15 protein-coding genes are annotated in these 22,075 nt (G+C 61.3%); 8 read left to right on the forward strand and 7 right to left on the reverse strand.

Annotated features, from left to right (window positions below; all coding sequences use genetic code 11):
• Positions 1 to 20: 20 nt before the first annotated feature.
• Genes BT125_RS13145 through BT125_RS13155 form a run of 3 tightly spaced genes read left to right on the forward strand, consistent with a single transcriptional unit; the run spans position 21 to position 1,792 of the window.
• Entirely contained in the window at positions 21 to 662 is a 642-nt protein-coding gene (locus BT125_RS13145; protein ID WP_072407537.1) for an FMN-binding negative transcriptional regulator, read from the forward strand.
• Positions 663 to 664: 2 nt separating this feature from the next.
• Complete coding sequence (locus tag BT125_RS13150) at positions 665 to 1,111, forward strand: GNAT family N-acetyltransferase (protein WP_072407539.1); 447 nt, start codon at positions 665 to 667, stop codon at positions 1,109 to 1,111.
• A 9-nt stretch (positions 1,112 to 1,120) separates the two neighbouring features.
• Positions 1,121 to 1,792, forward strand: coding sequence for a GNAT family N-acetyltransferase (locus BT125_RS13155; RefSeq protein ID WP_072407541.1), 672 nt, complete (start codon positions 1,121 to 1,123; stop codon positions 1,790 to 1,792).
• Between the two features lie 186 nt (positions 1,793 to 1,978).
• Here the strand turns inward: BT125_RS13155 and BT125_RS29665 are convergent, their stop codons facing one another.
• Complete coding sequence (locus BT125_RS29665; RefSeq protein WP_256573768.1) at positions 1,979 to 6,931, reverse strand: OTU domain-containing protein; 4,953 nt, start codon at positions 6,929 to 6,931, stop codon at positions 1,979 to 1,981.
• Between the two features lie 176 nt (positions 6,932 to 7,107).
• Positions 7,108 to 8,007: a homocysteine S-methyltransferase family protein gene (locus tag BT125_RS13165; protein ID WP_072407543.1), complete on the reverse strand. Its 900-nt coding sequence runs from the start codon at positions 8,005 to 8,007 to the stop codon at positions 7,108 to 7,110.
• A 114-nt stretch (positions 8,008 to 8,121) separates the two neighbouring features.
• Between BT125_RS13165 and BT125_RS13170 the strand changes: the two genes are divergently transcribed.
• From BT125_RS13170 to BT125_RS13180, 3 genes are all read left to right on the forward strand, one after another.
• Positions 8,122 to 8,943, forward strand: coding sequence for an ABC transporter substrate-binding protein (locus tag BT125_RS13170; protein ID WP_072407545.1), 822 nt, complete (start codon positions 8,122 to 8,124; stop codon positions 8,941 to 8,943).
• Positions 8,940 to 9,773 (forward strand): amino acid ABC transporter permease, encoded by an 834-nt coding sequence (locus BT125_RS13175; protein ID WP_060739974.1) that lies wholly within the window; start codon positions 8,940 to 8,942, stop codon positions 9,771 to 9,773. The genes BT125_RS13170 and BT125_RS13175 overlap by 4 nt, the downstream gene beginning before the upstream one ends.
• Before the next feature lie 493 nt (positions 9,774 to 10,266).
• Positions 10,267 to 12,294, forward strand: a complete 2,028-nt coding sequence (locus tag BT125_RS13180; RefSeq protein ID WP_371857806.1) for an autotransporter domain-containing protein — start codon at positions 10,267 to 10,269, stop codon at positions 12,292 to 12,294.
• Between the two features lie 198 nt (positions 12,295 to 12,492).
• Here BT125_RS13180 and oadA read toward each other — a convergent pair whose 3' ends face one another.
• On the reverse strand, positions 12,493 to 14,301 hold the full coding sequence (gene oadA / locus BT125_RS13185) for a sodium-extruding oxaloacetate decarboxylase subunit alpha (protein ID WP_072407549.1): 1,809 nt from the start codon (positions 14,299 to 14,301) through the stop codon (positions 12,493 to 12,495).
• A 13-nt stretch (positions 14,302 to 14,314) separates the two neighbouring features.
• Positions 14,315 to 15,730 carry an acetyl-CoA carboxylase biotin carboxylase subunit gene (locus tag BT125_RS13190; RefSeq protein ID WP_025216234.1) on the reverse strand — a complete coding sequence of 472 codons (1,416 nt, stop codon included), beginning with the start codon at positions 15,728 to 15,730 and terminating at the stop codon, positions 14,315 to 14,317.
• A gap of 187 nt (positions 15,731 to 15,917) precedes the next feature.
• Here BT125_RS13190 and BT125_RS13195 point away from each other — a divergent pair, with 187 nt between their 5' ends.
• Positions 15,918 to 16,880 carry a LysR family transcriptional regulator gene (locus BT125_RS13195; RefSeq protein ID WP_072407551.1) on the forward strand — a complete coding sequence of 321 codons (963 nt, stop codon included), beginning with the start codon at positions 15,918 to 15,920 and terminating at the stop codon, positions 16,878 to 16,880.
• Here the strand turns inward: BT125_RS13195 and BT125_RS13200 are convergent.
• Together BT125_RS13200 and hexR are read right to left on the reverse strand one after the other, a co-directional pair.
• Entirely contained in the window at positions 16,822 to 17,031 is a 210-nt protein-coding gene (locus BT125_RS13200) for a PA3496 family putative envelope integrity protein (RefSeq protein ID WP_072407554.1), read from the reverse strand. The two genes, BT125_RS13195 and BT125_RS13200, sit on opposite strands and share 59 nt — an antisense overlap.
• Before the next feature lie 229 nt (positions 17,032 to 17,260).
• Complete coding sequence (hexR, locus tag BT125_RS13205; RefSeq protein ID WP_003187110.1) at positions 17,261 to 18,127, reverse strand: transcriptional regulator HexR; 867 nt, start codon at positions 18,125 to 18,127, stop codon at positions 17,261 to 17,263.
• Positions 18,128 to 18,558: 431 nt separating this feature from the next.
• Here hexR and BT125_RS13210 point away from each other — a divergent pair, with 431 nt between their 5' ends.
• The gene (locus BT125_RS13210) at positions 18,559 to 18,873 is read left to right on the forward strand and encodes a hypothetical protein (protein WP_072407556.1); all 315 of its coding nucleotides are present in this window, start codon (positions 18,559 to 18,561) and stop codon (positions 18,871 to 18,873) included.
• A 68-nt stretch (positions 18,874 to 18,941) separates the two neighbouring features.
• Here BT125_RS13210 and BT125_RS13215 read toward each other — a convergent pair whose 3' ends face one another.
• Positions 18,942 to 21,815 (reverse strand): putative bifunctional diguanylate cyclase/phosphodiesterase, encoded by a 2,874-nt coding sequence (locus tag BT125_RS13215; RefSeq protein ID WP_072407558.1) that lies wholly within the window; start codon positions 21,813 to 21,815, stop codon positions 18,942 to 18,944.
• Between the last annotated feature and the right edge of the window lie 260 nt (positions 21,816 to 22,075).

Genomic DNA, 22,075 nt, shown 5'->3' on the forward strand with positions numbered 1-22,075 from the left:
ATTCGCCAAGGAAAATCATCATGTACAACCCCAAAGCCTTTGCCGTCGATGACCTGCCTCAGTTGCACCAGATGATGGGCGATTGCCGCTTGGCCGTGCTGGTCACCCACGGTGAACACGGTGTGCAGGCCAGCCATCTGCCGCTGTTGCTGGCCACGCAACACGGGCCGAACGGCACCCTTTACGGGCATATGGCCCGAGCCAATCCACAATGGCGCGACTTGGAAGCCGGCGCCGAGGCCCTGGTGATATTCACCGGTGCCGAGGCCTACGTCAGCCCGGGTTTCTACCCGAGCAAGGCCGAACACGGCAAAGTCGTGCCGACCTGGAACTATGTGGCCGTACACGCCTACGGCAACGCTGAGGTGTTCAGCGACACGCAGCGCCTGCGCAACCTGGTCGGCGCCCTTACCGACCGCCACGAAACCGCTCGCGAGCAGCCGTGGAAGATCGATGATGCACCGGCCGAGTACATCGACAGCATGCTCAAGGCCATCGTCGGCTTCGCCCTGCCCGTCCTGCGCCTGGAAGGCAAGCGCAAGCTCAGCCAGAACCGCAGCCCCGCGGATGCCGCCGGGGTCCGCAGCGGGCTCGCTGCCAGCCCCGACCCGCAGGACCGGGCCCTCGCCCACCTGATGCCTGAACCATCGTCCAAGGAGTGAACATGAGCCAACTCGACATCCGCCGCGTCAGCGCCGACGATCACGCCGCCTGGCTGCCGTTGTGGCAAGCCTACCTGCGCTTCTACAACACCGAACTGCCGGAGGCGGTCAGCCAAAGCACCTGGCAGCGCTTGCTCGATGAGCGTGAACCGACCCATGCTGCCCTGGCCTGGAAGGGCGACACGGCGGTGGGCCTGGTGCACTTTATCTATCACCGTTCGAACTGGAGTATCGAGAACTCCTGCTACCTGCAAGATTTGCTGGTGACGCAACAGAGCCGTGGCACCGGTGTGGGTCGCCAGCTCATCGAGTTCGTCTACGCCACCGCCAAGGCCGATGGCTGCTGCAAGGTGCACTGGTTGACCCACGAAACCAACGCCACGGCGATCCAGCTATACGAGCGCATCGCCGAGCGCCCAGGCTTCATTCAATTTCGCAAAGCCCTTTAAGGAGCGCCCATGTCGTCTTCACTCGCTGATTGGAAAGGTGTCCCGGCGCCGTCTGCGCAGTTGCTCGAAGGTCGTTTCATCCGCCTGGAAAAACTCGATCCGGCGCGGCACGCCGACGGCCTGTGGCAAGCCCTCGAAGGTCCCGGGGCCGACCCGAAGCTCTGGGATTACTTGCCCTATGGCCCGTTCAAGGAGCGCGGCGCGTTCGATGCCTGGCTGAACAACCACGCCGCCCACACCGATCCGTATTTCTTCAGCGTGATCGACCGCGCCAGCGGCGAGGTGCAGGGCATTCTCAGCCTCATGTCCATCGTCCCGGCCCAGGGCCGCATCGAGATCGGCCACGTGACCTTCGGCGCGCCGATGCAGCGCTCGCCGAAAAGCACCGAGGCGGTCTACCTGTTGGCCAAGGAGTCTTTCGCCCTGGGTTACCGCCGGCTGGAGTGGAAGTGCAACAACGGCAACGCTCGCTCCAAATATGCCGCCGAACGGCTGGGGTTCACGTTCGAAGGCGTGTTCCGCCAGCACATGGTGGTCAAGGGCCAGAACCGCGACACCGCGTGGTATTCGATGCTGGATTCGGAGTGGCCCGCTATCGGCGCCGGGTTCGAGCGCTGGTTGAGCGACGAGAACCAGCGCGAGAACGGGCAGGTGCGCGGCTTGGTGGAGTGCCGGTCCTAGGTTCGATGCCGGCCACTTGCCTCGTAAACCCGTGGCGAGAGAGCTTGCTCCCGTTGGAGTGCACAGCAGCCCTAGAGTCTGCCGCCTCGATGGGCCAGGTTGATTGTGTCCGGCCTTTTTGGGGCTGCTGCGCAGCCCAGCGGGAGCAAGCTCCCTCGCCACGATTTCTGGTTGGAAGACGGCCTATCAGGCCTCAGGCGGTTTCCTCGTGGCCAGGAATGGCTCGAGCACCTCGGGCGTTACCCCTCTTCGGGCATACGGCCAGGCCCATTGCGGTATGGCCCCATGGGCGCTCACATAACTGGCGAAATTCAACCGGCTGTGCCCCACGCCCCCTCCTGAGAAATTGAAATTGTAGAGGAAGTACTGGGCTTGCCTGTCGCTCATGCTGTAGGCATCCAGGATCAGTCGATGCGCCCGGGCCTCGTCCTGGGTCAGGCTGTCGATCAAGGCGCTCGTGAATGTCCACTCGGTGTCGAGCGAGCCGGGTCGGCCCAGCACGAACCGGATGTTGTCGTTGCTGAAGTGCGGCCCCATCAGATCCTGCCAAATGGTCCTGGCGCTTGCGCGCGTGATCCCGCGCATGGCGAGAATGGACGACCACAGGTCCGGCCTGTCGAACAGGACAGCGATCCGGCTATTGGAAAACGGCTGCCCCGGTGCATTGAACAACCTGGCGACAGCAGACAAGTCGCTGTCCCGGACGTATCGGGCCTCCAGGATAAAGCCGGAGAACTCCAGCAAGGCCTGCCGATGCGTGAACAGGTTTTGCAGATTCCAATCATCGAACGGCTGCATCCAACGGATATCGATGCTGCCGTAAAGCTCCAGTTCGTCATAACGGCCCGTGAGATATCGGGCAATGAGGTCAAGCCGCGCATCGGATAAGCCAGGGGTGCGTATCCATTGCGAAAGCAGGTTCATAGGGAACAGCCCGCCCAGGTTGGAAGCGATCAAGGGGGACTTGAGCAGGATGTTCGCCCGACTCGATAAGATAGGGAATCGTTGGAGGGCGACCGTCAGCAGATCGACCAGGTCCTCGGCCCGGTCGTATTGGATGAATTGCGCCAACAGATCTTCATCGTCGAACATGCTGCGGCCGGTTTCCTCCTTGAACCTTGTCCCGACCTTCTTCAAGTCGCCGCTGTCCACCAGATAGGCGCCGTTGAGCGTGTTTTCGAGCTGCTCTTCGCTGAGATGACCATGCACGGCCTGGTCGTAGGGGACGTACGCCATGCTGTTCTTGGGGTGGTGATCGGTCAGGTCCCGGGCCTTGACTCCGTATTCGAGCATGATGTGGATCACGTCCTGGGAGAACATGAGGAATTCATTGTTGAGCAGTTCGCCCACTTCCGTAGGCTCGACAGGCGCCAGCAGCGTGTCCTCGAAAAAGCTCCGCAAGGACTGATCGTTTTGGGTGTAGTAGGGAATGCTGCTCAGCACCGGTCGCCCCGGGGCCCGAGGAGACACGAAGCTGCCGATGTGGCGCAGTATTTCCGGTGGCAAGGCGGCGTCGGACGCGTGGTTCAATACCCTGCGCGCCATGTCGTCTGCATGCAGGTGCAAGAGCCTCAACAGCGGTTGAAACAGGTTATGCGGGTTACGCACCCCGTAGACAATCTGACTCAGGTCGAATACCGCCCCTTCGCCCAACAGGTTCTCCAGGGAACGTGCGTTATCGGCGAGTGCCTGCTGCAACCCGGTGGGCTGCGTCACCAGGTAATTGTTGAGTTCCGGGTGCTGGTCGATGTAGGCGGCCGCTTCATTGCGCAATCCCTGCATCGAAAACCTCGGCTGCGTCTGCCCCTCGTTCAATCCCCGCGCGACGGCGTTGAAGAAGCAATCGCCGTCGGCCGCGAACGTGACGTCCGTATCGTCAGCGAGCCTCAAGGTGTAATGGTTTTCCTCCGTGCGTATCAGCACCACGTCGGTGCTTGACCTGAGCGGATGCGCGCCCGATGGGTAGCTGCTTTCGTACTGCCCTGGGGTGAAACGCACGGTCCAATCCCGGCGCCCATGGCGTCGGTCGATGATCAGCAAGCTGCGATTTCGCGGCCAACTCGCAATACGGGTGATGAATGAAGGCACCAGTTCCATGATCTGGACGTCCCATACCCCCGGCGTCCGGATCAGGGCAGAAACGGCGCGAAGCGATGGCGCCGACCGTTTGGGGTCTGAGGGACCCGGTTGGGGAGAGCGTTGCGACGGCCGCTTGCCTCCTCCGCCCAGGCCATACCCTACGGCGCGCCACTCGCCATCGGGCCCACGGGCCACGGTACTCCTCATCACCCCGCTGGAGCGGATGCTCAACCCTGTGGCCGGGTTGACGATGGTGGCTTCGCTGGCGTTGAGCGGCGTATGGTCGTGCACCCGGAACACCGTCCCATCGGGTTGGCGCACATAGACCTGACGCGTGACGCGGCCCGTCGCGCCATCGGTGATAGTAGGACGATAGAAGCCCCGGACATCCACTGGCACCCCTTGGAGCAGCGCGGTATCCATCACGGCATAACGGCGATACAGCGCGTCCTCCAAGGGCAATCCGAGCCGCGCTTCAGTCGAGTTCTGCCGAGCCGCTGCCGGCAGAAAAGTCCCCTGGCCTCGCACCTTGAATGGCACACCGCCGAGGCCTGGCGACCGTCGGGTGTTCGCCACCGTGTGCACGAACATCAGCGTGTCCAGGTGCGTGGGCACGGCACCGGTCTTGAGCACCAGCAAGCCCGTTTTGACCGCACGCGCGAGCATCTGGAAACCGGGGATAAGCAACAGGCCAGCCAGGTCCATGACCAGCTCCACCACCATCATCACCAGCCTCATGGCGGTCTGGTGGCTGATATCCCGGTTGCTGTTGGAGCGGTGATCGGCATGGGCACTGTGGAAATTGACGTGGGCCCGGTGAAAGTCCTCGAGGAAATGGCCATTGATCAGGAACCCCCGGACCATGGGGCGACCGCGATATTGCCCCAACGCACGCTTGATCTCCTCCGAGTCGAGGGTGGACATGCGCGAACGGAAATACGTGCGCCATTCTTCTTGCTGCAGCAACCCCGTGACGCCATCGCTCAGGTCCGAAAATTCGTGGAAGTCATCGCCATGAGGGCTGTCCGGGAAATAGACGCCTACGGTTCCTTCGATCAGCGGCCCCGCCTGGTCTGACAGAATCAGCACGCCATCGATACTGATCGCGTTGCCCGTCGTGCCATGCTGCAAGCCGACGGTGCCGCCCAGGAGAAGACCGTAGATGCGCACGCTGCGCCCGCCGACCAATGCGCGCTTGGCGGCGGTGGGCGATTGCAGCACCGCCTCCAGCCAGCCCGCGACGAGCTTCTGCGCCTTGGGTCGGCTGACGTCGGGATTGATCACGGTCGCCTTGAACACTTCATCGCCCCGGAGCCCGGCCGCGTAACCTTTGAACTCCAGGTTGGCCAGGTACGCCGCCTGCCAGGCCGCCTTGTATTGCGGCGCGTTCATTTGTTCGCGAAGCAGGATTTCATAGCGGCCACCGGCATCGATGCTCGACGCCATCCGGGCCAGTTCGCTCCCGGTCACCGTGATCAGGAAACCGCTTGCCGGGTGCCGGACACGTTGACCATGCCGGTCGACCAGGTCAACGGCCAGCACTTCTCTCATGGCGTTCGGGTACTGCGGTGCACGCAGATTATCGAGCATCAATTGCGTCAGACTGCTGGTCCGGGACTGCCTCGGATTGGCCCGGTCGCCGAAGAACAGCTTGACCATGGTCCGGTCCGGATCCGGTTCTATGCGCGGGTGGATGCTTTGCTGAAGGTATTGCCGGATCTTCTGGCGAGTGAACTGCACCAGCGTCGGGACACCGCTGCCCAACGCGTAGACGGCCTGGAATACCCGGCCTTCGAGCTCGCGATAGCGGGCCTGTTCGGCCCGCGTCGCGGCTTTGTAGAAACCCGGGCGACGATTGTCCACCAAGGTTTCCTGGCGGGCCGCCAGTGGCCCGGCCAGTGACAACATGGGCAAGCCAAGGGCTGCTTCCGTTCGTTGGGCAAAGACATCCATGGATACCGTTGCGTTGTCCGGCGCAGTCAACACCGCCTCCAGGGCGCCACTTTGCATCTGCAGCAAGTCCGCTGCCGCCACCTCGAACACATGCCCGGTCAATTCAGAAGAAATATCGTGGATCGAGCGTTCCTGGCCCTCGTGGAGCGGGCGGACGTTGTCGACCAGATCCTGGAAAGCGTGAAATCGCTGCAGCCCGCGTTCCAGGGAATACAGGAACAACGAAGGCCGATCGGTGAACTTGATCACCATTGCCGCGGGCCATTTCTGCGGCGAATCCGTGCCTTGGTCGAGCAGGACGGTATAGGCGTGGGGAATGGGCGCCCTTAGCAGCCGGTTCCTGTCAGCCTGGGAAGGATGGGTGGTGATGATGTCCAGCAGGCGATCATCATCGGCCTGCTGGATTCGCGCGGCTTGGGTGAGCGGAGCGGCAGGATCCCGATCCGCTTTATACAAATTGAACAGGTGCAGGAATCGTTGGGCAAGCAATTGGGCAAGGACCGCTTCAGCCGTGGACGGTGCTGCGGTCGCCTCGCGGGTGTCGCCCCGGTTCTCGCCAAGACGAAAGCGCGCCAGCTCGTCACGGAACTGAGTTTTGACCCGTTCGTTCGCCGCGGTTCGGGAAATGTGGAACACCGACGCCAAGGCCCGTAGCGTCTGCGCGTCCGGTTGCCGGACAAATACGCTGTCGGCCTCCTCCAGCGAGTCCGGACGGATGAAGAAGCCGACGCCACCGTTTGTGAAGTCAGGCGCCGTGTCGCTGAACAAACCGTTGCGCAGGACATCGGTGAAACGCTCCGAGGACGTCAGGGCGCGATCACCGGCCTGGTCCGTGGTAAAGCGGTTCACGTAGCAGTTATCTGGATCGATATCCGCAAGCAGCGATGGGCGGAATCTGTCGGCGGGAATCTTCGCCTTGAGCAGGCTGACCAGCAGGTTCCCAAGCACCCCGTCGAACGTGGGAAGGCCTGCAAACAACTGAGTGAGTTGAATCTGGTTGTTGTCCAGCAACTCCAGTTGCCTGAGTTGCACCCTTGCCTGGGCACTGAGCGGTTCGCCCTGGGGGACGACGGCGTTGGCCGGATCGTCTTTGGAGAAAGTAGCCATCTGAATGGTCCGGTTCTGATTGAAGAATCCGGACCCTATCGCGCCGTCGCCGCCCAAACGGCATACATATTTATAGCGTGGCTAGGCAGCCTGGCGAAAAACGTAATCCAACGTGTCGCCCTCTATCCATGGCCGTGGGGCTGGCCTGCCGTGAGGGCAGTCACCCGCCAGACGGCTCAGCCCAGTTGCTGTGCCAATACCGCAATATGCTCCGGCCCGATCCCGCAGCAGCCACCCAAATGGCTGGCCCCGCGCTTGCGCCAGTCCGCCGCCCATTGCAGGTAACCCGGTGGATCGAGGTCTTCGCGCAACGGGTCCAAGCCGTCGTTGGCGGTCGCTTCTTTGGGTTGCGGCGGAAAGGCGTTGGCGTAGGCCCCGATGTGGATCGTCACGCCCAGGCGCTCGAAGGTATCGCGGGCAGCGTCAATCGCCGCGCCGATCACTTCCGGCTGGCTGCAGTTGAACAGCAGCACCTCGACGCCCAGTTCGGCCGCCACCGCGGCGGCGTCCGCCACCGGTTCACCGGAGCGCAGGCGCGGCACTTCATCGGTGTCTTCGTCTTTCAGGGTGAACGACAGCCAGAACGGCTTGCCGTCCTTCGGCAAACCGGCGTGAATCGCCCGCGCTTCGACCGTGGAGCTTTGGGTCTCGGCCAGCCACAAATCGATATGGGAGGCCAAGCCGTTTACCAGGGGCGCCAACAGTTCACTGGCACGGGAAGCGTCGAACAGGTCCGGCCGATAGGAACCGAACAGCGGCGGCAGCGACCCGGCCACGCGCACCGCTTTGCCTGAGGCCTGTACCGCCCGCTGCGCCAACTCGCCAGCCAACGCGGCCAGGGCCTGGCCTTCGGCGGCGAAACGCGCCTCGCCGATATGGAACGGCACCACCGCATAGCTATTGCTGGTGATCACGTTGGCGCCGCTGGCAATGTAAGCCGCGTGCACGGCTTCTACCGCCTGGGGCGCTTCGCTCAAGGCCAGGGCCGACCACTCGGGCTGTCGGAACGGCGCGCCCCGGCGTTGCAGTTCGCGGCCCATGCCGCCATCGAGAATGACTGTCGTTGCTGCGCCCATATGCGATTCACTCATAAGCTTATGAAAAATACTCACTACCGGAGTTGTTCTTATAACTATTTAATACGCACCATTCGGTTAACTACAACTTATTTTTCTACCCAGGGACTTTCCGTGAAATCACAACCATTGCTGGCCCTGGGCCTGACATTCCTGGCCGCCTCTTCGCAAGCGTTTGCCGGTGCCACGCTGGACCGCATCGAACAGAAAAAAGAACTGGTCGGCGTGTTGATGGAAAGCTATCCGCCCTTCTCGTTCCTCAACGATCAGAACCAACTCGACGGGTTCGACGTCGATGTGGCCAAGGCCGTGGCGCAGAAACTGGGAGTGAAGCTGCGCCTGGAGACGCCGTCCTGGGACGTGATTGCGGCCGGTCACTGGAGCGGACGCTATGACATCTGCATCTGCTCCATGACCCCGAGCAAGGCCCGCGCCGAAGTGTTCGACTTCCCGGTGCAGTACTACGCTTCGCCCGCGGTGATCGTGGTCAACGCCAAGGACGACCGTATCCACGGTGCCAAGGACTTGAGCGGCAAGAAGGTCGGCCTCACCAGCGCCTCCAGCTACGAAAGCTACCTGAACAAGAACCTGGTGATCGAAGGCGCCGAGGATACCCAACTGAGCTATCCGTTCGAGGATGTACAGATCGCCCCGTACGATACCGACAACGTGGCGTTCCAGGACCTGGGCCTGGGCGCCGGGGTGCGCCTGGACGCGGTGCTGACCAACCTGGTGACGGCGCAGCCACGCCTGACCGAAGACAAGCGCTTCAAGCTGGCCGGCGAGCCGCTCTATTCCGAACCGAACTCGGTAGCCATCGAAAAAGGCGACGCCCAGTGGGACAGCAAGGTGCGTGAAGTCTTCGCCCAGTTGAAACAGGACGGCACCTTGAGCAAACTCTCGCAAAAATGGATCGGCGCCGACATCACCCAATGACTTCTTTTCCACCCCCTCAGCCACCGCCATCGGTGGCTGAGTCACGCCTGCAGAAAATTTTCGGTTTCCGCACCCGGCTGTATCTGACCTGGGCGGCCATGCTGGTGCTGTTCGCGAGTTTCTTCCTGAGCTTCGACCTGAAGTTCTCCATCATCCTCGACAAACTGCCGAACCTGCTGGGTGTGCACCTGGCGCCCAATGGCTTTTTGCAGGGCGCGGTGCTGACATTGTTCCTGTGCCTGTGCTCGATCGTCGCCTCGTCATTGCTGGGCTTCATCACCGCCCTGGCGCGGCTGTCCAGCAGCGCGGTGGCCTTCGGCATCGCCAGTTTCTACGCGTCATTCTTTCGCGGCACGCCCCTGCTCATCCAGATCCTGCTGATCTACCTGGGCCTGCCCCAACTGGGCGTGGTCCCGGGCGCCATCGCCGCCGGGATCATCGCCCTGTCGCTGAACTACGGCGCCTACCTGAGCGAAATCTTCCGCGCCGGCATCCTCGGCGTCCCCAACGGCCAACGCGAAGCCTCCCTCGCCCTGGGCCTGAGCGAAACGGTGATCTTCTGGCGCGTCACCCTGCCCCAGGCCATGCGCACCATCATCCCGCCGACCACCAACCAATTCATCTCGATGCTCAAGGATTCTTCGCTGATCTCGGTGATGGGGGTTTGGGAAGTGATGTTCCTGGCGCAGTCCTATGGTCGTTCCAGCTATCGCTACATCGAAATGCTCACCACGGCGGCGATCATTTACTGGTTGATGTCCATAGCGCTGGAGCTGATCCAGGCGCGGATGGAGCGGCATTATGGGAAGGCGTATCTGAATAACCGCTGAGCCGCTGCCAGAGTTGCCGGCATGACTCACATGGCACGGTACAAAAACCTGTGAGAGCGAGCTTGCTCGCGATGACGTCGGCACAGCCAACATCACTGCAGACTGCCTCACCGCTATCGCGAGCAAGCTCGCTCCCACAGGAGGAACGTGTTCATTCCCAACCATTCACCGAGCCTAGACGAGGTGCCTAGTGGTGGGCCATTGCTCCGTCAAACGCCGGTCAAATAGAAAGGTCCGTGCGGGCTGTAAGGCAAAGCTTCGAACCATGAAAGCCAACGAACCGCCACGCTGATCGCAGTACGAACTGCCTACAGATTTCGTCCGCCGAATCCTGCTCGCGGCGAGAAAGTGACTGGCATCGCCGCCGAGGGTGAAATTTTTAAAGTGCAACCTCCTTCATGAGAGGTCGCATTCGATGCCTACCCAACACCTGTTCCTGCCCCAACACCTCGCGCTGGCCATAGCCTTGGCACTTGGCTGTGCCGAGGTTTCGATGGCTCAGTCAGTTGCCGGGGAAACCTTCCCCTTCGAAACAACCGCCGAGATGCAGGCTCGCCTCAAGGCGTTCGCGGATGACCCGGATACAAAGATCGATAGAGTCACCAAAGCCCGGGAAACGCCCCTCTCCAAGGACGACAGCGATGATCTGGTGATTGTCAGCAGGCAGGGCGAACTCGTCGGGCTCACCGACGGCGGTGGCGGTGCCAATGTCTTGCAACTGGAGATCGCCAAAGGCGGCGAGTTAGGCGAGATACGCAATATCCAGGATGTGTATTTGAAGCGAGGCGAATGGTCAAACGGCAAGGATTTCGACAGCCGCAGCCTGATTGATTCGAACGCCAAATTGCTCAACACCGGCCGTATCGGCGGTGCGGTTCACGTGCTGGGTGAGTTCGCTAACCAGGGCTCCGTTGCCGGGCCGGTCTTCGTGGGGAAAAAGGCCAGGTTCAGCGGCAGTGGGACGGTCGACGCGCTCGACGTGGCGGGCTCGATGGAGGTCGGCCCTGACATGGGTGCCCCTTCAGTGGTCAACGACCTCAGGTTTTCCAAGGGCGCGACGCTCGTCTATGGCATCGGCGCAAAGAAAGGCAGCGCCACGATCAAGGTCGGCGGCACCGCCACCCTGGACAATGCCATCTTGAAAATCGCAGCCGTACCGGGCGAATACATCGACACGAGCAGCCACATCGTGATCGACGCGGACAAGGTCGAGGGGGAATTCGGGAAGATCGTCAATGACCTTGCGTTCATGAGCGCTTCAGTGGACTACACCACGGGAAAACAGGTCGGCCTGACCTACACACGTAACAATGTCCCGATCGAACAAGCCGCGACCACTGAGAACGGCCAGGCACTTGCAACCAGCATCCTGGCACCAGCCCCAGAACCCATCATCACGGCAACAGCCCCACAACCGCCTGCCATCGAGCCGCGACCCCACCACGTCACATCCAAGCCCGCGGAACCCGCAAAAATCGCCAGCGCCACGCCCACGCCCGGCAACCAACCGGCTCCCAAGCCCAACGCCGCCATCAACGCCCTGCTCGGTAGCAGCCTGGTCACCGCCGCCGATGCCCTCGACCAGTTGAGCGGCCACGACACAGCTGAGCTGGGCAACGCTACCCTGAGCAGTGTCGGCCCCATCAGCACCGGGATACTCGCGGCCATCGGCCAGAACACTTCCCAGGGCGCCCATGGCAATGGGCAGGTCTGGGTCCAGGCCATCGGCAACAGTGGCCGCATCGGTAAGCATCTGAACGACTACGCACTAAAGCATTCGACAACCGGTTTGCTGCTGGGAACCGACTGGACGATCAACCCGACTTGGCGCCTGGGGATCATAGGCGCCAAGAGCGAGACGCGGCTGGACGGTCATCGATTTGATGGCCGACTCGACAGTTGGCATGTCGGCGCCTATGCCTTGCGTCAGGATGGGCCGCTGGCGCTACGTCTGGGCGCGGTGTATGGCGATCACGACGGCAGCACCAAACGCCACGTGGCTTTCAACGGTTTCAGCGATCGACTCAAAGGTCGTTACGGCGCCAACACGCAGCAGGTCTTCGGGCAGGTCGGCTACAACCTGGACGTCGGGCATTTCGATATCGAGCCCTATGTCCAACTGGGCTACCAGCGCTACCAACGCGATCGCTTCACGGAGAAAGGTGGCGACGCGGCGCTGCGGCTCGAGAGCCAGACCCAAGACCACTACACCAGCGAGCTGGGCCTGCACCTCGTCCGCCCCTTCGTTCTTGACCAGGGAGCGCGGTTGACGCCGCGCCTGAATGTCGGCTGGAAACACCTTTATGGCGACGTCCGAGGCAGCTCCCGTCAACGTCTCGTCGGCGGCGGCAAGACCTATACCGTCGAGGGCATCGAGCTGGACCGGGATAGCTTGCTCCTGGAAGCCGGCCTGGACCTGGCCGTTTCGCCACGACACACATTGGGGGTGAGCTACAAGGGTGAAACCGGCCAGGACAATCGCAACGTCGCGCTGATGGGGCAGTGGCGGATGATGTTCTGACTATCCGGGTGATAGCGCCGCCATTTCTGTGGGAGCGAGCTTGCTCGCGAAAGCGTCGCACATTCAACATTTTTGCTGGCGGTCACACATCTTTCGCGAGCAAACCCGCTCCCACAGGGGGACCGCGCAAAGCACAGGCAAAAAAAAAGGGGAGCACATGCCCCCCCGAGGTTAAAGCGTTGTATCGAGGCTGTTAACTCAGCCTTCGATCTCGATCAGGATCTCGCCCGGGTTGACCCGGTCGCCCTTGGCCACATGAATGGCGGTGACCTTGCCGGCGATGGCCGCCTGCACTTCGGTTTCCATCTTCATGGCTTCGGTGATCAGCACCGCTTGGCCCGCCTTCACCACATCGCCCTCCTTGACCAGGACATCGACGATGTTGCCCGGCATGGTGGTGCTGACATGACCCGGCGCAGTGGCTTGCTTGCGCTTGCTGCTGCCGCCGCTGACAAACTCATTGAGCGGTTCGAACACGACCTCTTCCGGCATGCCATCGATGGACAGGTAGAAGTGACGCTTGCCTTCGGCCTTGACGCCCACACCGGTGATGTCGACGCGGTAGGTTTCCCCGTGAACGTCGATGACGAACTCGGTCGGTACGCCTTCTCCGCCCGCGGAGCTGACGCTGCCCGCCTCGGGAATCGGCAGCAGCACTTCCGGAGTCAGGGTGCCGGCGTCGCGTTCTTCGAGGAACTTGCGACCGATGTCCGGGAACATGGCATAGGTCAGCACGTCCTCTTCGGACTTGGCCAGCGCACCGATTTCGCCACGCAGCTTGGTCATTTCCGGCTTGAGCAAATCGGCCGGACGCACGTCGATCACCTCTTCGCTGCCGATGGCCTGGCGACGCAGCTTTTCACTCACCGAACCCGGCGCCTTGCCGTAGCCGCCCTGCAGATAGAGCTTCACTTCGTTGGTGATGGTCTTGTAGCGCTCACCGGCCAACACGTTGAAGAACGCCTGGGTGCCGACGATCTGCGAGGTCGGGGTCACCAGCGGCGGGAAGCCGAGGTCTTCGCGCACCCGCGGGATCTCCGCCAGCACTTCGTTCATCCGGTTCAGTGCGCCCTGCTCTTTCAACTGGTTGGCGAGGTTGGAGATCATCCCGCCCGGTACCTGGTTGACCTGGACGCGGGTGTCCACTGCGGTGAACTCGCTTTCGAACTGGTGGTACTTCTTGCGCACGGCGTAGAAGTACAGGCCGATTTCCTGCAACAGCTCCAGGTCCAGCCCCGTGTCGAATTCACTGCCTTTAAGGGCCGCAACCATTGATTCGGTGCCCGGATGGCTGGTGCCCCAGGCGAAGCTGGAGATCGCGGTATCAATGTGATCGGCACCGTTTTCGATGGCCTTGAGCTGGCACATCGCGGCCAGGCCGGCGGTGTCGTGGGAGTGGATGAACACCGGCAACGATTGCTCGGCCTTCAGCGCCTTGACAAGTTCACCAGTGGCATACGGGGTCAGCAGGCCGGCCATGTCCTTGATCGCCACCGAGTCGCAACCCATGGACTCCATCTGTTTGGCCTGGGCCACGAACGCCTCGATGGTATGCACCGGGCTGGTGGTGTAGGCGATGGTGCCCTGGGCGTGCTTGCCGGCGGCCTTCACCGCTTCGATGGCCACCCGCAGGTTACGCACGTCGTTCATCGCATCGAAAATACGGAACACGTCGATGCCGTTGACGGCGGCCTTGGCCACGAACGCCTTGACCACATCATCGCTGTAATGGCGGTAGCCCAGCAGGTTCTGGCCGCGCAGGAGCATCTGCAAGCGGGTGTTGGGCAGCGCCGCGCGCAGTTGGCGCAGACGCTCCCACGGGTCTTCCTTGAGAAAGCGCACGCAGGCGTCGAATGTCGCGCCGCCCCAGACTTCCAGCGACCAATAGCCGACTTTGTCGAGCTTGTCGCAGATCGGCAACATGTCTTCGGTGCGCATGCGGGTGGCGAGCAGCGATTGGTGGGCGTCGCGCAGGATTGTGTCGGTAACAAAGATCTTCTTGGACATGGTCATACTTTCCTTACAGGCCTGCGTGGGCGGCAATGGCGGCGGCGATGGCCAGGGCCAGCTCTTCGGGTTTGCGCTTGATCGAGTAGTTGGTCAGTTCAGGGTGGCTTTCAACGAAGCTGGTATTGAACTGGCCGCTGCGGAATTCCGGATTGCGCAGGATCTCCTGGTAATACGCGGCGGTGGTCTTGACCCCCTGCAGGCGCATGTCATCCAAGGCTCGCAGGCCACGGTCCATCGCTTCTTCCCAGGTCAACGCCCAGACCACCAGTTTCAGGCACATCGAATCGTAGAACGGCGGAATGGTGTAGCCGGTGTAGATCGCCGTGTCGGTGCGCACACCCGGGCCGCCAGGGGCGTAGTAGCGGGTGATCTTGCCGAAGCTGGGCAGGAAGTTGTTTTTCGGGTCCTCGGCGTTGATACGGAACTGCAACGCAAAACCCCGGTGCAGGATGTCTTCCTGCTTGACCGACAGTGGCAGCCCGGAAGCGATGCGGATCTGTTCGCGAACGATGTCGATACCGGTGATTTCTTCGGTGATGGTGTGTTCCACCTGCACCCGAGTGTTCATCTCCATGAAGTACACCTCGCCTTCGGCGAGCAGGAACTCCACGGTGCCGGCATTCTCGTAGCCCACGGCCTTGGCCGCACGCACCGACAGGTCGCCGATGTAGGCGCGCTGCTCGGGGGTCAGCTGCGGGCTCGGGGCGATTTCGATCAGCTTCTGGTTGCGGCGCTGGATCGAGCAGTCACGCTCGAACAGGTGCACCACGTTGCCGAAACTGTCCCCCAGGATCTGCGCTTCGATGTGCTTGGGATTGACGATGCATTTTTCCAGGAACACTTCCGCCGAACCGAATGCCTTGGTGGCTTCGGAGATGACCCGGGGAAAGGCCTGTTCGAGTTCTTCACGACTGTTGCAGCGACGGATACCGCGACCGCCGCCGCCAGACGTGGCCTTGAGCATCACCGGGTAACCGATCCGATCACCTTCGGTCAGCGCTTCTTCAATGCCCGAGACGTTGCCTTCGGTGCCTGGCGTGACCGGCACACCGGCCTTGATCATGCTGCGGCGCGCTTCGGTCTTGTCGCCCATGCGGCGAATGACTTCCGCCGACGGGCCAATGAATTTGATGCCGCGTTCAGCGCAGATATCTGCCAGCTCGGCGTTTTCCGACAGGAAACCGTAACCGGGGTGCAAGGCATCGCAGCCGGTTTCCACCGCCAGGTTCACCAGTTTGCGCGGGTTGAGGTAGCCGGCCAGCGGATCGGCGCCGATGCTGTGGGCCTCGTCCGCACGCTTGACATGCAACGCATGACGGTCCGCGTCGGAGTAGACCGCGACCGAGCGAATGCCCATCTCGGCGCAAGCGCGCACGATGCGGACGGCAATCTCACCGCGGTTGGCGATCAGGATCTTTGTTATCAATTGGAGGTTCCCTTGAGCCGGTGATACCACGGCCTGAGGTCCAGGCCGACGCGTGACCAGATGTAACAATTGGTCGCAGCTCCACACTAGTCCTGGCTGTGGATTAACAAAAATGAATAATTATTGGGTCATGCATAAGCAAAGACTTATAGTTGCCTTATCCGCCCCATTCCAGAGTGCTTAGAAAATGCGTAAGTCATTGATGCGTATGACATTGCGTCAATTGCAGATTTTCAATGAGGTGTGCGACCTGAGGTCTTACAGCCGTGCAGCCGACGAAATGTCTCTTACGCAACCGGCCGTTAGCCTACAGATTCGATCCCTGGAAGAGCTGATTGGCCAGCCGCTGTTCGAGTATGTCGGCAAGAAACTCTACATGACCGAAGCCGCCGAAGCCCTGCAACGTGCCAGCCGAGACATCTTCGGGCGTCTGGAAAACCTCGATATGCAGCTCTCGGACATGCAGGGATCGCTGCAGGGTCAATTGAAGCTGGCGGTGGAATCCAGCGCCAAGTACTTCGTCCCGCACCTGTTCGCCGCGTTCAAGCGCCAGCATCCGGAGGTCAATCTGAACCTAACGGTGGTCAATCGCGGCCAGGTCATCCGACGCCTCTCGGACAACCGAGACGATCTGGTGATCATGTCCATGGTGCCCCAGGACATGGGTTTGGAGTTCCTGCCCTTCCTCAACAATCCGATCGTCGCCGTGGCGCCGCCCGACCATCCGCTGTGCCACCTGGGTCCGCTGCGCTTGCAGGACCTGGAGCCCTACACGCTGCTGTTGCGCGAACCTGGCTCCGGCACGCGACTGGCCTGCGAGGAATACTTCAAGGAGAAACGGGTGCATTTCACCCAGACGCTGGAAGTGGCGTCGGCGGAAGCCCAGCGCGAATGCGTGGTGGCCGGGCTGGGCGTGGCGCTGTTGACGCGCCACGCCGTGAGCCGGGAGCTGTCGTCCGGCGCACTCATCGAATTGCCGGTGGAGGAATTGCCGCTGTATCGCAGTTGGTGCCTGGTGCAGGCCAGGGCCAAGCGCCTGTCACCGGTGGCCCACGCCTTCCTGGCGTTCGTGCGCGGCGAGCGCGCTCAGATCATTGGCCTGGTTGAGCGTTTCGACGGGAAGCCGCCGACGATGCCTGCCAGTAATTGAATTCTGCCGCGTCAGGAAACTCGCTGATCTCGGCCAGGAGCTGGCGCTGCTCATAACGGTCTTCGATGGCACGACGGAACGCCATGCGGCGTTGATCTTCCTGCTGACGACGGGTTTTGACGGCGCTGCGTTCTTCGTAGGGCTGGGTCATGTCGAGACTCCCAAGACGTATACGGGAGTTTCACGATGAAGGCGCGCGATGACCGTTTGGCGGCGCGGGGGTTACAGAACGATGAATTCGGGCGGATGACACCCTGTGGCAAGGGAGCTTGCGCAAACCTGCCAATGCGGCGTGTCTGGATAAGCGTTGGGGTCGCTTCGCAACCCAGCGGGAGCAAGCTCCCTCGCCACAAAAACCCCTCAACCCAAAGCTCGGGACTTTAGTCGTCCAGCGCCTTCACCGACTTGGGCGACAGCCGCAGGCTGCGAAGGCTGCGCTTCACGCTCTTGAGGTGGTTGACCAGACTCGGGCCACGGGCCATGGCGACGCCCATTGCCAATACGTCGATCACCACCAGGTGGGCGATGCGCGAAGTCAGCGGCGTGTAGATCTCGGTGTCTTCGTGCACGTCGATGGCCAGGTTCACCGTGGAAAGCTCCGCCAGCGGTGTCTGGCTCGGGCACAAGGTGATCAGCGAGGCACCGCTTTCACGCACCAGGTTCGCGGTGATCAGCAGGTCCTTGGAACGCCCCGACTGGGAAATGCAGATCGCCACATCGGTGGGTTTCAACGTCACCGCCGACATGGCCTGCATGTGCGGGTCGGAATAGGCGGCCGCCGTCAGCAGCAACCGGAAGAACTTGTGCTGGGCATCGGCCGCCACTGCGCCCGAAGCGCCGAAGCCATAGAACTCGACACGCTGGGCCTGGGACATGGCCGTGACAGCTTTTTGCAACGCCACCGGGTCAAGCTTCTCGCGAACCTCCATCAACGTATGCAGGGTGGTATCGAAGATTTTCAGGCTGTAGTCCGCCACCGAGTCATCTTCATGGATCGCAAACTGACCGAAGCTCGCTCCGGCGGCCAGGCTTTGCGCCAGCTTGAGTTTCAGGTCCTGGAAACCCGAGCAACCAATGGCCCGGCAGAAGCGCACGATGGTCGGTTCGCTGATGCCGACGCTGTGGGCAAGATCGGCCATGGAGCTATGCATCACGGCCGCTGGATCAAGCAGTACGTGATCGGCGACTTTCAGCTCCGACTTGCGCAGCAAGTGGCGTGACTGGGCGATGTGTTGCAACAGGTTCAAGGGGCTGGACTCTTGTTATGGGCAAATGCCGGGATGTAGCAAGCTTGTAGTTATACTACAAGAATTGGCGCTTTGCCCGTCCAAAACGTAACTGGATTGCCACCCCGCCCCTTTGTTTTGGCCGAGGATCGCCAGATGTAGCAGCCTGTGCCTTGACGCAAACCCTCTGCGTTGCCGATCCACGGGTCCCCAGACGTGACCTGAGCCCTGGCTGGGAGAAAAACCGTCTATTCAATCACTGACTACTTGCTACTTCCCCAGCAACATACTCCAGCCGTCATCAATAACATGACCAACAAACAACCTGACAACTCACCCAGCAACTAACGTCTTCTTACAATACCCATCTCAATTTTCCAGACACTATCAAGTCAAAGTCGATATATTGGCTCCCGCAGGACGCAATCAACTTTATTACAGGAGTTACTACCATGAAAATCACAACCAAAGATTGGGCCGCGCAAATCGATCGCATGCCAGGTGCCGCGTCGTTCCGTACCTTTGGCACTGTCACCGTACCCCACACCGGCATTACGCCAAAGCTGGTACGAAGCCCGATGCAGGACAAGTCCTTTGATCTGCGACTGGAGTTGGAACTTGAATCTTCCAATGAAGTTTCACTGCCGGTCATTACCGACAAAGTCGTCGAATACAAAGTACCCGGCGAGTCTCATGTCACCGGCGTGAGCATTTTTTTCGAAGGGCAGTTGCTGCATCACATTGATGAAGTACTCGTGACCAACTAAGCATACGTTAACAACTTCCCGCCAGACGATAAAATCGTCTGGCGGGAAGTTTCAATCGAGGATAGGGTTCATTCCGTCAAGTGTTGCATCCGCAACAACCCGGCCAATCCATCAGCTTCCACTGGCCGACTGATCAGATACCCCTGCACCTCATCGCAACGCTCGTTTTTGAGGAAGTCGAGCTGCTCCTGCCGCTCGACGCCTTCGGCCACTACCTTGAGCGACAATCCATGGGCCATTGCAATGATTGCCCGGGTAATGGCGGTATCCACGCTACCCTCGCCCAGCCCGCGAATGAACGCCTGATCGATCTTCACGTAGTCCACCGGGATACGTTTGAGGTAGCTCAGGGATGAGTAGCCGGTGCCAAAATCGTCGATCGCCAGCTTGACCCCAAGGTCACGCAATTGCTGGAACGTGGCGATGATGTGCTCGACGCTGTCGAGCAACTGACTCTCGGTCAGCTCCAGCTCTAGGTACTGAGGGGCCAAACCGGTTTCTTCCAGCACTTGTCGCACCAGGCTGACCAGCTTGCCCTGGCGCAATTGATGCACCGACAGATTGACCGACACCCTGATCGGCTCGAGCCCCTGGCGCTGCCACTCGCACGCCTGCCAACAGGCCTGTCGCAACACGAACTCGCCAATGGGCCCGATCAACCCGGTCTCTTCGGCCAGACCGATGAAATCCCCCGGCGGAACCCGCCCCATGGCCGGATGATCCCAGCGCACCAGCGCCTCGGCGGCGTTCAGGCGACCGGTCGCCAGGCACAGTTTCGGCTGATAAAAGACCTTCAGTTGTTGCTCTTCCAAGGCCTTGCGCAACTGGTTTTCCAGTTGCAGGCGCTCTAGCGTGCTGGCCTGAAGGCTCTCGGTGTAGAACTGGAAGTTGTTGCCCCCTAAATGCTTGGCGTGCTGCATGGCCATGTTCGCCTGGCTGACCAGCGTGGCAATTTCCCGCGTGTTATCGGGCAACAAGCTGATGCCGATGGAGGCACTGAGCACCAGTTCATGGCCCTCGATGGTCAGCGGCACGCGCAGCTTGGCGGCCAGCCGGGTCGCCACTCGCGCCAGGCTTGAAAGGTTGCCGTAGGCATCGAACAACACCGCAAACTCATCACCGGACAACCGGGCGATGGTATCCGCCTCGGGCAGCGCATTGATCAGGCGCCGCGCCATTTTCTGCAACAACTGGTCGGCGATGTCATGGCCAAGGCTGTCGTTGAGCAATTTGAAACGGTCCAGGTTGATATGCAGCAACGCCAGGCTGCGCCGTCCACCCTGGCGCACCCGCTGATGAGCTTCGTTCAGGCGTTCGCGAAACAGCGAACGATTCGCCAACCCAGTCAATTCGTCGTAATGGGTCAGATAGCGCATCCGTTCTTCGGATTCGCGCCGTGCCGAAAGATCGGCGAAGAAGCCCACGATATGGCTGACGTTCCCCCGAGCATCGCGCACGACGTTCAGTTGCAGCCACTGCGGATACAGCTCGCCGTTGGCCCGCGCCTCCACCAATTCCCCCTGCCAGGTACCGTGCTGCTTGAGCGATTGGCGAATGACGGAGTAGTGCCGGCGCGCATCGCGGCTGCACGGCAGGTCGACTACGTTGCGCCCGAGCATGTCCTCGATATTGAAACCGGTGACCCGCATGAACGCCTGATTGGCGGCGAGCAACAGGTAGCTGGGGTCGAAAATCACAATACCTTCGCTGGCGGCCTCGAACACCGTGGCCGCCAGCTGGCGTTGCTGCTCAAGCTCCTTGCTGGTGCTGATGTCGCGCCGGGTGCCAACCATGCGCAGCACCCGTCCGCTCGCGCTGCGTTCCACAGCCCGGCCACGGTCTTCGATCCAGACCCAGTGACCATCGCCGTGCCGCACACGGTATTCGATCTGGTAATCGTCGCTGCGACCCTTGAGGTGTTCGACCAGGGCCCGCTTGAGCGCCGGCACGTCCTGGGGGTGCAGGCGCGGGGTGAGGTGGCTGAGCATCGCCGTGACGTATTCGGGCTCCAGGCCGAACAGCTCCTTGAGCTGGGTGTGATGGACTTCGTCAGTCTGCAGGTTCCAATCCCACAACCCCAGCTCACTGGCCTTTAGGGCCAGGGCCAGGCGCGCCTCGCTCTTGCTCAGGGCCTGGCTGGCGACCTCCAGTTCAAGGCTGCGTTGCGCGACCCGCGCCTCCAGGCCAACCTGGGCCGCCCGCAGTTTCTCCTCGGCCGAACGACGTTGCTCGACCTCCCGGGCCAGTGCCTCGTTGAGCGACGCGCTGCGGTTTTGGGTTTGCTGCAGATGATCGATCAGGGCCTGGTTCTGGAAGCGGCGCAGCATGCCACTCTGGATCAAGCGATTGACTTGCCAGGCCACTACGCTCAGGGAAACCAGCACAATCAGCCCCAGCCAGCCCCACCCATGTTGCTGCTCATCGCCGCCCCAGAAGAGATAACCGATGGCCGGTAACAGGCAGGGCAAGGTAAAGGACAGGAACGCTGGAAGGCTCACCGCATAGGCCACACTGGCCGACAGCGCCGCCGCGCCAATCAGGCCGAACACCCAGGCCTGCTGCTGGAAGCTGTCGGCCGGGACTAGCGCGATGCCAGCCCCCGCCAGCGTCAGGCCGGTCATCGCCGAGCCCAGCAAAAACATGCGCAACCAGACCGGGTGCGCCTGGCGGCTTGGCATCGCCGAATCGAAAGCCGCCACCTGGATCACCCGTAGCGCCACTAGCGACAACAACCAGACGAGCCAGACGCTGACCAGGAAATAGCGTCGCGGCTCCCATAACAGCGCGGCGCAGACCAGACCGTTGAGCAACATGAACAGCGTAGGCAGCAGTGAGCCTTGATACAACAGACGTGTGCGCTCGACCGCCATCTCCGTGGCGTACTGCTTGCAGATGACCCGCGGTTCCACACAGGGGCCCGCCGGATCGGAATTGAGGGTCATTGGCACTGTTCTTGTTCTTATTCAGTCAAGCGTGGAGAACCCGAAACGAGCACCGAGCATACACAAGCCATGGGCCTTCCCACACTGTCCCAGCTCATAAAAACAAGGAAAAAAGTCGCTATTTCATTGGGTGGCGCCGCTCCCGAGCGAGTCCCGCCAACGCCTGTAGCCTGTGACCCGCCGGTCATCACCCAGCGGTCTTTTATCGGCTGATGCAAAGCTCGGTTTGCCCGGGGTGGCGCCGCACCCTAGAATGCCCC

The sequence above is a fragment of the Pseudomonas sp. NFACC04-2 genome (genome assembly GCF_900119265.1).
In the GTDB taxonomy this organism is placed as follows: Bacteria; Pseudomonadota; Gammaproteobacteria; order Pseudomonadales; family Pseudomonadaceae; genus Aquipseudomonas; species Aquipseudomonas fluorescens_AA.

Excerpts from the sequence above, each read along its gene's own strand:
- BT125_RS13145 (WP_072407537.1), top strand. The coding sequence starts at position 21 with ATGTACAACCCCAAAGCCTTTGCCGTCGATGACCTGCCTCAGTTGCAC.
- BT125_RS13150 (WP_072407539.1), top strand. The coding sequence starts at position 665 with ATGAGCCAACTCGACATCCGCCGCGTCAGCGCCGACGATCACGCCGCC.
- BT125_RS13155 (WP_072407541.1), top strand. The coding sequence starts at position 1,121 with ATGTCGTCTTCACTCGCTGATTGGAAAGGTGTCCCGGCGCCGTCTGCG.
- BT125_RS29665 (WP_256573768.1), bottom strand. The coding sequence starts at position 6,931 with ATGGCTACTTTCTCCAAAGACGATCCGGCCAACGCCGTCGTCCCCCAG.
- BT125_RS13165 (WP_072407543.1), bottom strand. The coding sequence starts at position 8,007 with ATGGGCGCAGCAACGACAGTCATTCTCGATGGCGGCATGGGCCGCGAA.
- BT125_RS13175 (WP_060739974.1), top strand. The coding sequence starts at position 8,940 with ATGACTTCTTTTCCACCCCCTCAGCCACCGCCATCGGTGGCTGAGTCA.
- BT125_RS13180 (WP_371857806.1), top strand. The coding sequence starts at position 10,267 with ATGGCTCAGTCAGTTGCCGGGGAAACCTTCCCCTTCGAAACAACCGCC.
- oadA (WP_072407549.1), bottom strand. The coding sequence starts at position 14,301 with ATGTCCAAGAAGATCTTTGTTACCGACACAATCCTGCGCGACGCCCAC.
- BT125_RS13195 (WP_072407551.1), top strand. The coding sequence starts at position 15,918 with ATGCGTAAGTCATTGATGCGTATGACATTGCGTCAATTGCAGATTTTC.
- BT125_RS13200 (WP_072407554.1), bottom strand. The coding sequence starts at position 17,031 with ATGACCCAGCCCTACGAAGAACGCAGCGCCGTCAAAACCCGTCGTCAG.
- BT125_RS13210 (WP_072407556.1), top strand. The coding sequence starts at position 18,559 with ATGAAAATCACAACCAAAGATTGGGCCGCGCAAATCGATCGCATGCCA.
- BT125_RS13215 (WP_072407558.1), bottom strand. The coding sequence starts at position 21,815 with ATGACCCTCAATTCCGATCCGGCGGGCCCCTGTGTGGAACCGCGGGTC.